Source organism: Xanthomonas cannabis, assembly GCF_040616535.1.
Lineage (GTDB): Bacteria > Pseudomonadota > Gammaproteobacteria > Xanthomonadales > Xanthomonadaceae > Xanthomonas > Xanthomonas cannabis.
Map to the genome: position 1 here is coordinate 2,469,000 of NZ_CP136580.1, position 13,049 is coordinate 2,482,048.

The 13,049-nt window shown below is 66.5% G+C and carries 11 protein-coding genes; 6 read left to right on the forward strand and 5 right to left on the reverse strand.

Going from position 1 to position 13,049, the window contains the following annotated elements:
* Window positions 1-12: 12 nt before the first annotated feature.
* Window positions 13-612, reverse strand: a complete 600-nt coding sequence (locus RZV17_RS10495) for an NfuA family Fe-S biogenesis protein (RefSeq protein ID WP_039409117.1) — start codon at window positions 610-612, stop codon at window positions 13-15.
* An 88-nt stretch (window positions 613-700) separates the two neighbouring features.
* On the opposite strand from RZV17_RS10495, the gene RZV17_RS10500 reads away from it, so the two are divergent.
* The 4 genes from RZV17_RS10500 to RZV17_RS10515 all read left to right on the forward strand — a co-directional run bounded on the left by RZV17_RS10500 (window position 701) and on the right by RZV17_RS10515 (window position 4,547).
* A complete protein-coding gene (locus tag RZV17_RS10500; RefSeq protein WP_039409115.1) occupies window positions 701-1,057 on the forward strand; it encodes a 4a-hydroxytetrahydrobiopterin dehydratase in 357 nt (118 codons plus the stop codon).
* A complete protein-coding gene (locus tag RZV17_RS10505) occupies window positions 1,054-1,476 on the forward strand; it encodes an energy transducer TonB (RefSeq protein ID WP_104580677.1) in 423 nt (140 codons plus the stop codon). Before RZV17_RS10500 ends, RZV17_RS10505 begins: the two co-directional genes overlap by 4 nt.
* A gap of 210 nt (window positions 1,477-1,686) precedes the next feature.
* Complete coding sequence (gene zupT, locus RZV17_RS10510) at window positions 1,687-2,505, forward strand: zinc transporter ZupT (RefSeq protein ID WP_039409112.1); 819 nt, start codon at window positions 1,687-1,689, stop codon at window positions 2,503-2,505.
* Between the two features lie 242 nt (window positions 2,506-2,747).
* The gene (locus RZV17_RS10515) at window positions 2,748-4,547 is read left to right on the forward strand and encodes a DUF3300 domain-containing protein (RefSeq protein ID WP_355603225.1); all 1,800 of its coding nucleotides are present in this window, start codon (window positions 2,748-2,750) and stop codon (window positions 4,545-4,547) included.
* Window positions 4,548-4,703: 156 nt separating this feature from the next.
* Here the strand turns inward: RZV17_RS10515 and RZV17_RS10520 are convergent, their stop codons facing one another.
* Complete coding sequence (locus RZV17_RS10520; protein WP_104580679.1) at window positions 4,704-5,690, reverse strand: RluA family pseudouridine synthase; 987 nt, start codon at window positions 5,688-5,690, stop codon at window positions 4,704-4,706.
* Window positions 5,691-6,101: 411 nt separating this feature from the next.
* On the opposite strand from RZV17_RS10520, the gene RZV17_RS10525 reads away from it, so the two are divergent.
* Window positions 6,102-9,836, forward strand: coding sequence for an Rne/Rng family ribonuclease (locus tag RZV17_RS10525; protein WP_355609309.1), 3,735 nt, complete (start codon window positions 6,102-6,104; stop codon window positions 9,834-9,836).
* 576 nt (window positions 9,837-10,412) lie between these two features.
* On the opposite strand, the gene RZV17_RS10530 is transcribed toward RZV17_RS10525, so the two are convergent.
* The 3 genes from RZV17_RS10530 to RZV17_RS10540 form a co-directional block, all read right to left on the reverse strand.
* The gene (locus RZV17_RS10530) at window positions 10,413-11,060 is read right to left on the reverse strand and encodes a response regulator (RefSeq protein WP_039409104.1); all 648 of its coding nucleotides are present in this window, start codon (window positions 11,058-11,060) and stop codon (window positions 10,413-10,415) included.
* Between the two features lie 208 nt (window positions 11,061-11,268).
* On the reverse strand, window positions 11,269-12,030 hold the full coding sequence (locus RZV17_RS10535; RefSeq protein ID WP_355603228.1) for a sulfurtransferase: 762 nt from the start codon (window positions 12,028-12,030) through the stop codon (window positions 11,269-11,271).
* A 159-nt stretch (window positions 12,031-12,189) separates the two neighbouring features.
* Entirely contained in the window at window positions 12,190-12,555 is a 366-nt protein-coding gene (locus RZV17_RS10540; protein WP_047694826.1) for a DUF6164 family protein, read from the reverse strand.
* 59 nt (window positions 12,556-12,614) lie between these two features.
* Between RZV17_RS10540 and RZV17_RS10545 the strand changes: the two genes are divergently transcribed.
* The gene (locus tag RZV17_RS10545; RefSeq protein ID WP_047694828.1) at window positions 12,615-13,046 is read left to right on the forward strand and encodes an FKBP-type peptidyl-prolyl cis-trans isomerase; all 432 of its coding nucleotides are present in this window, start codon (window positions 12,615-12,617) and stop codon (window positions 13,044-13,046) included.
* Window positions 13,047-13,049 lie beyond the last annotated feature (3 nt).

Here is a 13,049-nt window from a genome sequence, read left to right on the forward strand (position 1 = left end):
GGTGGTGCGGAATCAGGCCGCGCTGTCGCGCGGAATGTACGGGGCGTCGCCAGTGGCGTGATCGGTGGCATCGCGCACCGCGATCACGCCGGGTACGCGTCCCATCAGCGTCTTCTCGATACCCTGCTTGAGGGTGACATCGGCCATGCCGCAGCCGTGACAGCCGCCGCCGAAACGCAGCAGCACCACGCCATCGGCCGAGACTTCCTGCACCGCCACGCGTCCACCATGCGATGCCAGCTGCGGGTTGATCTCGTTCTCCACCACCCAGCGCACGCGCTCTACCATCGAGGCCGACTCCGCCGGTGCCTCGCCCTTGATCTTGGGCGCCTTGATGGTGAGCTGCTGATTGCCGGTGGACTGGGTGACGTAGTCGATCTCGGCGCCATCCACCCACGGCACGCTGGCCGCCACGACATACAAGGTGAAGCCATCGCAGTCGATGGCCCACTCGTCGCCGCTCAGGTCCGCCGGTTCGGCGAACTCCAGCCGGGCATCGGCGCGCGGGGTTCCCGGGTCCACCGCGCTCAGGCGCACGCCCATGCCGGGCACGCCTTCGCGTTCGATGAGCTTGCGGAAATAGGTCTGGGCTTTGTCGGATATCTGGATCATGCGGGTTATTCTACCGCTCAATGCGCCCTCGCTCATGGAACACCGTGATCCTGGCGGGTGCGCCGTCCGCCACCCCTGCGAGACCGTCATGACCGATCTGATTCCCCTGGAGCAGGCCCATTGCCTTCCGCGCAAGGGCAGCGATCACAAGCTTGGCGAAGCACGCCTGGCCGAGCTGCTGCCGCAGGTTCCCGGCTGGGAGCTGAGCGAAGCCGGCACGGCCATCACCCGCACGTTCCGCTTCGCCGACTATTACCGCACCCTGGCCTTCGTCAACGCGCTGGCCTGGATTGCGCATCGCGAAGACCATCACCCCGACCTGGGCGTGCACTACGACCGGGTCGTGGTGCGTTATTCCACCCACGACGTGGGCGGCCTGAGTGAAAACGACTTCATCTGCGCGGCCAAGACCGCGCAACTCTACGATCAGGGAGTCACTGCATGACCATGTTTCGCGCTGCGCTCGCCGGCCTTTGCCTGACGGCCGGCCTCAGCGGCTGCGGCAAAGCTCCGCAACAGGCCACCACCCCTACCGTGGCCCCCACCGAGCTTGCCGCCATAAAGACGCCGCCGCCCGAATATGCGCCCGAGCTGGCCTGCGCCGGCGTCGGCGGCACCACCGTGCTCCGGGTGGTCGTCGGGACCGAAGGCACGCCGACCGATGTGTCGGTGACGCAGGGCAGCGGCCAGCCGGTGCTGGACGAGGCCGCCCAGAAGCGCGTGCGCGAGTGGAAGTTCAAGGCCGCCACCCGCAACGGGCAGCCGGTGCCACAGACCATCCAGGTGCCGGTCGCGTTCAAGCCGCCGGTGCCGCGCCCGGACGAATGCTTCGCCATCGAAGAACGCGCACGCCGCGGCAGCTGAAGGGGCTGATCGGCGGCGGGCGCAGGCGCTCGCTGCCGCCTACATGAGGCATCGCGCCCATGGGCCTTGCCCGGCGTTCATGTCCCGCACGGTCGCCTTCGACAGCACGCGTTCGTCATCCGTGGATGGCCATCCTGCTGCCGCCAGCGACCACGCACGTGACGTGCCTGCCGCAGGAGCGCTTTCCATTCCACGAGGTCGTCGCATCGCATGCTTGAGGTGTCATCACAGAACGTCTGGACCGCGCTGGCGGTTACGTTGGCCGCGGGACTGGCCACGGGTCTTGGCAGCCTCATGGTGGTGTTCGCCAAAAAGCCCAATCCGCGGCTGCTCGCGTTCGGGCTGGCCTTCGCCGGCGGTGCGATGGTGTATGTGTCGCTGTCGGAAATCCTCAACAAGTCGATCGCGGCGTTTTCCAGCGCCTATAACGACAAGCTGGGTTTCACCTTCGGCACGTTGACCTTCCTGGGCGGCATGCTGTTGATCATGGCGATCGACCGACTGGTGCCCAACCCGCACCAGAGCCTGTCCACGGACGACCCGCAGTTCCGCGACGACAACCGTGCCTACATCCGGCGCGTTGGCCTGATGACTGCGATTGCGATCACGGCGCATAACTTCCCCGAAGGTCTGGCGACGTTTTTCGCCACCCTGGAAAGCCCGGTAGTGGGCATGCCGCTGGCGTTCGCCATCGCCATCCACAACATCCCTGAAGGCATCGCGATCGCGGTGCCGGTGTACTTCGCCACACGTAACAAGTTCTATGCCTTCGGCGCCAGCCTGCTGAGCGGACTGGCCGAACCCATCGGTGCGGGTATCGGCTATCTGGCCTTGTCCAATGTGTTGTCCGACGCCGTGTTCGGTGCGGTGTTCGGGCTGATCTCCGGGGTCATGGTGTTTCTTGCCCTTGACGAGCTGCTGCCGGCAGCCAAGCGCTATGCGCAGGGCCACGAGACCGTCTACGGCCTGGTCTCGGGCATGGGTACGCTGGCAATCAGCCTGGTGTTGTTCCGCTTCGCAACGCCTTGAGTACGGAGTAGGCGATCGAGCACTGCCACGCCGCCAGGAGCCTTGGGCAAGGATCGAAACGTGGCGTTCGCAGCGCACAGGATGACGGTCCACCCACGCTGACGGCCGGCCACTTCGGCAAGCCGCATGGCGGCTGAACATGGGTGCGCAGCCTCGCAATCGCCCGCACGTCAGCCAGCTTCCAGACATTGAATGCGGCGCATGGTACGCGCGTCATCCACGCGCGCACAGCGAGGTGCCGTATGCAACGCACATGGTCACGGGGGCGCCTTGCCTGGGCGTTGGCACTCGCATCGAGCGGTGTCCTGGCGCTCGGCGGCTGCCAACGCAGCGCACCGTCGCCGACACCCACAGCGATGCCAACCGACCCGGCCACCGTCACGCCGACGGCGCCGGCCTACACCGCGCCCACCGCAGACCAGCTGTATCGACTGGTGGCGCCGATCGCCCTGTTTCCCGACAAGCTGCTGGCCCAGACGCTGGCGGCGTCGGTCTATCCCGACCAGGTACTCACGGCGCAGGACTGGTTGCGCAGCAACCGCGCCCTGACAGCCGCCGACCGCGCGCAGGCCACAGTCGCGCAGCCCTGGGACCCCAGCGTCAAGGCCTTGACCGCCTTCCCCGATGTCGTGGACCAGTTGGCTGGCAATCTCGACTGGACCCGCGCACTGGGCGAGGCTTACGCACATGACCCGAACGACGTGCTCGACGCAGTGCAGATCATGCGCCAGCGGGCGCAAGCCAGCGGCCACCTGCGCAGCACGCCACAGCAGCAGGTCCAGGTCGCCCGGCACGTCGTGGTAACGCCGATCCTGGACGGAGAACGCGTCCCACCGCCCTCGCAGGTGATCACCATCGAGCCTGCGCAACCGCAGGTGGTGTATGTGCCGCGCTATGACCCGGACGTGGTGTACGGAACCCCGGTGAATGTGTACCGCGAGTACCGCTACCGCCCGGTGCGTTGGTATGACCAGGGCGATGTGGCGACCGTCGGCGCGGTGTCGTTTGGCGTCGGTGTGCTGGTCGGCAGCGCATTGGAGCACCACCACGGCTGGTTCGGCTGGGCCACGCCAGCGCCGGCGTGGCATCACTGGGGCTGGAACAGCTGGGGCGTGGACTGGAACGCGCCACCAGCCGCACCGCATTACGTGGTCTACCAGAATCGCGTCTACGCGCCCCGTACCACCATCACCGACAACCACACCACCGTTGTGGATGCGCGGTCCTCTGTGCACCAGCAGGACCAGCGTCAGTGGTCGAACACGACCTACACGCCTGTGCCGGGACCGGAGGTTGCGAAAGCAGGCTCGCCCGCGGCGCGCACGGCCATGCCGACCGCAGCGGCTGCACCATCTCTCGGTACGTTGCCGCGACCAACCGCACTGGCGCCTTTGCCCGCCGACCTGCACCATGCGCCCGACGTCGCGCACCTGTCCGCACCGCACTTCACTGCGCAGATGCTGCAGGCAGGACGCCCGGTGGCCGCGAGAGCTCCGCAGCCCGTGCCTGTCAGCCTGCCGTCGCCAGCGCGCCCAGCGACCACGCCGCACCCGATGCCCGCTGCCGAACCTCCGGCAATGCGGACGGGCGAATCGTCGATCGCGCTGGCGCGCATGCCACCACTGCCGGCACATCAGGCGCTGCCTGCGGGCGCTATCCGCCCTGCCAGTGAACCGGCTCGTGAAACCGCTCGTCCCACCCTGTCGCTGCGCGAGGCGTTTACCGCCCGGAACATGCACGACATCCCGCCGCGCACGCTGGCACCGCTGCAGCCCCGGCCGCCTCAGTTGCGGGAACAACCCCGCGTGGCGCCTCGCCAGCAAGCCGCGCTCGTGATGCCATCGCGGGCGGAACATCAACTACCGGTGCGACCGCCGCGTCCGGAGCCACGCCCGCTGATGCAGGTTCAGGCGCAGCAGCATCCGCAGCGCGTCGCCACGTTCGCCACACCCCGCGCCGCCCCAGATCGTGCGCCGGCACCTCGGCCGTCCCAATCGCATGCGCAGGCGCCGTCGCATCACGAGCGTCGTCACGACAGCTGAGGCGGCTGTCGTCGGCATCGCGTAGCCGTCCTACACGTCGAGGGAAATGGCCGAAGCTGGCGCCCCCATGTGCCGCCTTCTTTCGCTACGCCACAGGCCCTGGCTGACTCCGGTCAGCCAGGGCTGCATTGATCCGCTGGCGTAGCACCCCCTGCGTCAGCGGCCCAGGCGGTCCAGTGCCTCGGCCAACTCCGGCGCCAGCGGCGCGCTCAGCACATACGGTGTCTTGCCGGAATCCAGCGCGAACTCCAGCGACGCCGCGTGCAGGAACAGCCGCTTCAGGCCCAACTGGTCACGCAGCCGCTTGTTGACCTCGGCCTCGCCGTACTTGTCGTCGCCGGCCACCGGGTGCCCCAGGTGCTGGGCATGTACACGGATCTGGTGGGTACGGCCGGTCTCGATGCGCACTTCGCAATACGAGTGCCCGCCGCGCCGTTCCAGCAACTTGAAATGGCTCAGCGACGGCTTGCCGATCGCATTCACCTGCACATGCCGCTCGCCCCCCTGGCGCAGGCCGATATGCAGCGGCGCGTCCACCGTCATCACGCCGTCGGGCATGCGCCCGACCAGCAAGGTGAGGTAGCGCTTGGTGATGCCGCGGCCCTCGACGCGGTCGTCCTCGCGCATCAAGGCCTGCAGCTCGGTCAGCGCCGAGCGCTTCTTGGCCACGATCAATAGGCCGGATGTATCGCGATCGAGCCGGTGTACCAGTTCCAGGGTCTGATTCGGCCGCAACGCCCTTAGGGTTTCGATGGCACCGAAGCTGATCCCGCTGCCGCCATGGCTGGCAACCCCGGACGGCTTGTTGAGCGCTAGCAGCCGCGCATCCTCGAACACGATGGCCGCTTCCAGCCGGGCCAGGAACGACGACGGTGGCGCGGCCTTGTCGCCCTCCTCGTTCACCCGCACCGGCGGGATGCGCACTTCTTCGCCACCCTCGAGCTTGCGCTCGGCCTTGGCCCGCCCGCCGTTCACCCGCACCTGGCCACTGCGGACCAGCTTGTAGATCAGGCTGCGCGGCGCGCCCTTGAGCTGGCCAAGCAGGAAATTGTCCAGCCGCTGCCCTGCACGGTCTTCCGGAACTTTGAGAATGCGCACGCCCACACGGTCGGCAGGCGGCTTGGGGGGCTGGGGGTCGGTCATCCGGCTCTTTATTCTGTTACACTCGGCGAGCGAGATAAGGGTTTGATTTCGTTGGAAGTTGATTGGCCAGAAGCCTGACTTCCGATGATTCCGGCACAGTGCGCGACCACCGCCCCAGGGGCGGCCATGTTAGCGGCTCACCGGCCTACCCGGCCATCGCCGGCGGTCTTTGACCGTTGCGCTGAACATGTCCCGTGCGCTGCCCCGGTTCGTCCGGACGCGGCTGCCGGCCCTGAAACACCTATAAAACCTAAAGACAAGCGCTCCCGCGGCATGCCGTGGTGTTGCAGCGCTGGAAACCCTGGTCAGGCCTGTCCGCGCGTTGCGCGAAGGGCCGACAAGCTGTTCCAGAGGCGAAACGTCACGGCGTTCCGCGCGGTAGAGCGCGTGAGGAACGCAACAATGAAGCGAATGCTGATCAACGCAACGCAGGCCGAAGAGCTGCGCGTGGCGATTGTGGACGGCCAGACCCTGTACGACATCGACATCGAACAGCCGTCCAAGGAACAAAAGAAATCCAACATCTACAAGGGCCGCATCACCCGGCTAGAGCCTTCTCTGGAAGCGGCGTTCGTGGACTATGGCGCCGAGCGCCATGGCTTCCTGCCGCTGAAGGAAATCTCCCGCGACTATTTCCAGGCCGGCGTCGACCACAACAAGTCGACCATTCGCGAGCTGCTGCGCGAAGGCCAGGAAATCGTGGTGCAGGTCGACAAGGAAGAACGCGGCAACAAGGGCGCCGCCCTGACCACGTTCATTTCGCTGGCCGGCCGCTACATGGTGCTGATGCCCAATTCGCCGAGCGCCGGTGGCGTCTCGCGCCGGATCGAGGGCGAAGACCGCGCCGCGTTGAAGGAAGCGCTGGACAAGCTCGACATCCCCGACGACATGGGCGTGATCATCCGCACCGCCGGTGTGGGGCGTGATGCCGAAGAACTGCAGTGGGATCTGGACTACCTGCTGCAGACCTGGAAGGCGATCGCCGAGGCCGCGCTGAGCAAGCCGGCCGCCTTCCTGATCTACCAGGAATCGCGCCTGATCATCCGCGCCCTGCGCGACTACCTGCGCGCCGATGTGGGCGAAATCCTGGTCGATACGCCGGAGCTGTATGCCGACGCCCAGGAATTCATGAAGCAGGTGATGCCGCAGAGTCTGCGCAAGCTCAAGCATTACACCGACGACATCCCGCTGTTCAATCGCTTCCAGATCGAATCGCAGATCGAAGGCGCCTACGAGCGCAACGTGCGCCTGCCCTCGGGCGGCTCGATCGTGGTGGACCAGACCGAAGCGCTGACCGCCGTCGACGTGAACTCCTCGCGCGCCACCAAGGGCAGCGATATCGAAGAGACCGCGTTCCAGACCAATCTGGAAGCGGCCGAAGAAGTGGCACGCCAGTTGCGCTTGCGCGACCTGGGTGGCCTGGTGGTGATCGACTTCATCGACATGGCCTCGTCCAAGCACCAGCGCGAAGTCGAAAACAAGCTGCAGAACGCGCTCAAGTACGACCGCGCCCGCGTGCAGCTTGGCCGTATCTCGCGCTTCGGCTTGATGGAAATGAGCCGCCAGCGCCTGCGTCCAAGCCTGGGCGAATCCAGCCAGATCGTGTGCCCGCGTTGCGACGGCCATGGCCGCATGCGCAGTGTCGAGTCGCTGTCGCTGTCGATCATCCGCGTGGCCGAAGAGCACGCCATGAAGGAAAACACCGGGCAGGTGCTGGTCCAGGCCCCGGTGGAAATCGCCAACTACCTGCTCAACGAAAAGCGCAGCGCGCTGCGTGAGATCGAGCAGCGCCACGAGTCGCCGATCATCATTGTCGCCGACGAGCAGCTGCACACCCCGCACTACGAAGTCACCCGCCTGCGCGAAAACGAGCTGGGCGAAGACAGCGGCAAGCCGAGCTACCAGCGCGGCACCCCGCGCAAGCTGCCGGTGCATGCGCTGACCAAGGCGCAGTTGAACATCCCGGCGGCCCCGGCGGTGACCTCGATCAAGCCGAGCCAGCCGGCGCCTGTGCGTGAAGAGGCCCCTGCCCCGGTGGCGCCCGTCGCGGTACCGGCCCCGGTGGTGACGGTGCCAATCCCGGCGCCGGTCACTGGTGTGGTTGGTTGGTTGAAGCGCATCTTCGGCGGGGTCGAGCCGATCGCGCCAGCGCCCGAGACGACCCAGCGCCCGCGGCAGAACGATGCCGGCCGTAATCCACGTAACGAGCGCGGTGAACGTGGCGGCCAACGCCGTGACGGACGCGATGCCCGCAATGGCGGCAACGGCAATCAGCGCGGCAATGGCAACGGCGCCAACAAGGAACGTCGCGACGAGCGCCGCCAGCCGGCCAATGGCCAGAACGGCCAGGCCGCGCAAAACGGCGCCCAGGCCCAGCAGCAGGTGCAGGCGCCCAAGCCGCCGCGCAACGAGTCGCAGGCACCGAAGCAGCAACAGCCGCAGCAGCAGAAGCCCAAGCAGCAGAACCAGGCGCCCCGTCCGCCACGTGCACCTGCACAGCAGGATGGCGCACCGTCCGAGCGGCAGCCGCGTCCTGCACGTCAGGATGAAGGGACCGCCTCGGCGCAGACCCTGACCTCGACGGCAGCAAGTGCAACGACGACGGGTGTGGTTGCAGCCATCGCTGAAACCGCTGCGCCTGCCACCGTGCAAGCCAGTGCGGCTGAGGCCACCCAGGCACACCCGGTCGAGGTTGTGGTGAGCGAGTCCACGGCCGATCGCGGCAGTGACGCGGTTGCGGATGCTCCCGGCCAGGAAGGCGCGGGCGATGATGCGGCTAATGGCGAAGGTGGAAGCCGTCGCCGCCGCGGTCGTCGCGGCGGCCGTCGTCGTCGTCGTGGCGCCGGCGCAAACGGTGAGGGTGGCAGCAACGTGGATGGTCTGGAGACGGACGATCTCGATGGCGATGTTGATGGTGATCTGGAAGGCGACAACGACGGCGACGAAGCCAATACGCAGGGCCAGGCATCTGCCGCTCCGCGTGCGGGTCAGCCGGAGTTCGACTTCGATGATGACGCTCCCGCGCCGGCCGCCCGCACCAGGCCCGAGCCCGACGCTGCGGCACCGGTGAAACCACGCCCGGTTCCCAAGGAACGTGCGGAAACCCAGTCGGGCAGCGATACCACCGCGACGACGGCGCCGGTGTCCAACGCGGCACCGTCGTTCGAGCAGCAAGCCACAGCCCCGGCTGCCGCAGCAGCGGAGCGGGCACGCAATGACGCTGCCGTCGCGGCAGCGCCGGCGCGGACTGCGTCTGCTCCGGCAGCAGCGACTCCGGCGAGCTCGCAAGAGGTCACTGCGACCTCGCCCGCAGCTCCGGCCCCGATCGCCAAGCAGGCGTCGGCAACCGAGGCAACGCCGGCCGCCAGCTCGGCACCAGTGGCGGTTGACGCCACTGTGCCCTCGCCCGCTGCCGAGGTACCTGCGGTGACGGCGACACCGGGCAGCGCGGCAGCGCCTGCCGCACCGGCGGCTGTCACCAAGCCAGTCGCGCCAGCTGCTGCACCGTCGTCGACGAGCGAGCCGACCGTTGTTACGCAGCCGACGCCGGTCCCCGAGGCATCGACTGATGCCGCAGCGTCCTCGGCCGGTACGCCGGACCGCCCTACTGCAACCGTGCCGGAAACGTCGGCAGCACAGCCGGAGCCTGCCAAGCCGTCGGCATCGACGTCGGTGACGGCAGAGCAGGCTGCTCCTGCAGCGGCTGCATCAACCGCTCCTTCTGCGCAGGCCGCCGTGGTGACCGCCAAGGCACCGCATGCCGAGCAGACCAGTGCAGTCGCTCCGTCCGTCGATGTCGCAGTGACCTCGACCACGACGGTGCCGCAGACGCCTGTTGCAGACGAAGCAGCCGCTCCGCCGGTACGCAAGCCCTACGCGCCGGTGCAGACGACCATGCTGGACGCACTGGCCCCAAAGGATGATGCAGCACCTGCAACGTCTGCTACGCCGGTCCCGCCCAAGGCGCAGCAAACGCAGCCGGCAGCGGTAGCGCCTGCAGCTACGCAGCGGCCGGACGCCGACGCGCCGAAGGCGACCGTTGTTGTCTCCGAAGCGTCCAAGTCTGCAGCGTCGTCGGCTGATGCCGATGCCGAGGGTGCCTCCAAAGAAGATGGTGACGCCGACAAGCCGCGTGACCAGCACTGATCGTTACGCCGGCCGCACTACCTGACCTGCATTAGCCGGTCAGGAAGCGTCAAGACACAGCGGCCTTCGGGCCGCTGTTTTTTTTTGCGCGTGTGGTGCTGATAGCGCTGCAAAAGAAAGCCCTGCGCCAGGCCACTCTAGTTCGCGCATCGCAAGAACCTGCTCCCACACCGCCGTGCAGCGGCCAGATCTGTGCGGGCCAGCGGATGCTGATCGAGCCTGAAGCGACTTCAGCGCTCTTGTCGTGAGAACTCCCGGAGTGCAGCAGGCGCCGCGCTACGTCGTGGCTGCAGGCCATCGCTTGACCACCTGCCAGTCCTGATGTCCTGTCGCTTGCTGCGATGGACGCTTTTTCGGCGTGTAGGCGCTGCCTGAGTCAACGGAATCGCCTTGTCCTGCGCCGCGCGCTGCGTTTGCATCAGCGGAATCGCCTCGCCCTGCGCTGCGTGCTGCGATAACCGCTTACAAGCCTTCGCCAGCGGATCCAGGGCGCCAGCCAGCTTTACGCACTTTGGAACCGGAAACCTGACCGATTGAACCCATGCAGCGCAGTGCTCAACGAGCGACGGCCAGGCGTCACATCGTGCGGGCAGGATCGGTCAGGCCGTATTGATTGGCCAGACGGGCCAACGCGATGTTGTCCTGGATGCCGACCTTTTCGAACAGGCGCGCCTTGTGCGTATTGATGGTCTTGGCACTGAGATTCAGGCGCTTGGCGATGTCTTCCTGGCGCAGGCCCTGGGTCAGCAACAAGGCCACCTCCAGCTCGCGTGGCGACAACGCATCGAAGGGGGAGCCGCCACCTTCGAGATTGGACAGCGCCAGATTCTGCGCAATCGTGTTGCCCAGATAACGCCGCCCCAACGCCACCTCGCGTACTGCGCGGAGCAATTCATGCGCATCGCCCCCCTTGCCCACGTAGCCGGACGCACCGGCTTCGAGCAAGCGCTTGGGCAGCGGACCATCTTCGAGTACGGACACGATGATCACGCGCGTGCCGTAATCGCCCTTGACGATGCGCTCGGTGATTTCAAGACCGCTCACGCCGGGCAGGTGCAGATCGCACAGCACGATATCGGGCTTGAGTTGACGAACCTGCGGCAAGGCGGCTTCACCGCTCTCTGCCTCACCCACCACATCGACGTCCACTTCCTTGGACAGGATCATTTTCATGCCGGTACGCACGAGTGCATGATCGTCGATCAGAAAAACTCTGATGGTCATCCTTGTTGTCCTCGCTGTGCGGCTGGCTGATGCAGCCTAGCTCCGTGAATAATTCAGGGCAAGCTCGATGCAACGTATTACGCTCAAGTTAGAGCGAACTGCACGCATTCCGACGTGTAGTACCACGTGGCGGCTCTGTAGTGCAGCGTGTTGACATGATGCGAGCGCCTGCAATGCCAGCTGCATCGGGCAACCCAGTCGTGCCCGGTCAGACTTTTCCTGGCTCGGTGGTCCGCGCGTCGTCCACCAGCGGCCGCAATTGCGGGTCCAGTGCAACGCGCTCGTCGAAGACGAAACAGCGGCCGTCGTAGCCTTCGCCGCCGACTTCCTCGAAATAGCCCAGGATGCCGCCCTCCAACTGCAGCACGTTGTCCATGCCCTCGGCCTGCATCCAGACAGCGGCCTTTTCGCAACGGATACCGCCGGTGCAAAAGCTCACCACCGTGGCATCGGCCAACGCGGTGCGGTGCGGCTCAAGGGCTGCAGGCAGGTCGGTGAACTTGTCGATCGGCAAGGTCAGGGCGCCATGAAACGTGCCATAGGCCACTTCCTGCGCATTGCGCGTGTCCAGCAGCACCAGCGGGCGACCACGATCATCGTGGCCAGTGCGCATCCACTCCCGCAACACTGCGGGGCTCACTGCAGGCGCACGGCCCGGCAGTGGCGATGCATCCTGGCGACGGAAGCTGATGATCTCCGGCTTGACCTTCACCTTGAGCCGCGCAAAGGGCTGATGCGTGCTCTGGCTGTACTTGATGCGCATGTGCGCAAAGCGGCTGTCTGACTGCAACCACAGGTAGAACGCGTCAATCCGGTCCGCCTCGCCCGCCAGAAAGAGATTGATGCCCTCCTCGGCCACCAGCACCGAGCCCTTCAGCAGGTGCTGTTCGGCCTGCGCCAGCACGCTGTCGGCCAGCGGCTGCGGGTCCTGGATGGCGACGAAGTGGTAAGCCGCAGTATTGGTAATCATGCGGCTATTTTAAGGCGGCAGGCCAGAGCTAGCGAGCGCTTGGACAAGATCGAACGTGCTCCGGAACGGCGCGGCGCAGCGGCACGCGGCGCGCTGCTCGATGGCAGAGGCATTGGATCTGCCGCGATCTCGGTCACATCGGTCCCGGCCCCGGACCGCTCAGCCGCGCAACAGCAGAAACGGCAGTAACACCAACGAGGCCACGACCAGCATGCCCAGTAGCGTGGCGATCACGAAGACCGGGCGTTTGCGCAGCAATGCGCCAAAGGTTTCGGCGGTGCCGGCGGCAATCGCCTCCTGGCGCTGCGCGCGTGCGATCGCGCCGCGCTGTGCTTGGTAGGCACCCAGCAAGGCCTTGGCGCGTGCATGGTCCGCATCGTCGCTGAGCCAGATGCCGCCTGCGGAGATCCCCCAGTTGCTGGGCCGCGTTTCGTAGATCTGTACCAGGTGCTCGCGCATCAGCGCCCGTACCTCGTCGGCCTCGTCGTCGGGGACATTGCGCAGGTTGAGCAGCAGCTTGGCCATGGGACGATGATACCGGGAGCCAGGTGCGATAATGGCGGCCTTCCTTCACGGACATACCCATGCGCCTTGTGCTGACGCTCTGTGCCGCCCTGCTGCTTGCCAGCTGTGCGCCCGCCCTGCCGCCTTCCGGGGGCACCATCGCCAGCTTCGAGCGGATCGACCGTACTGCCGGTACCGGCGCGGAGGCCACGCCCGGTTCCCTGGTGACGGTGCATTACACCGGCTGGCTGTACGACGAAAAAGCCGCCGACAAACACGGCAAGAAGTTCGACAGCTCGCTGGATCGCGCCGAGCCGTTCCAGTTCGTGCTGGGTGGCCGCCAGGTGATCCGCGGTTGGGACGAAGGCGTTGCCGGCATGCGCGTGGGCGGCAAGCGCACCTTGATGATCCCCCCGGACTACGGCTATGGCGACAACGGCGCAGGCGGTGTCATACCCCCGGGCGCTTCGCTGGTGTTCGATGTGGAATTGCTCGGCGTGCAGCCGCGCTGAGTG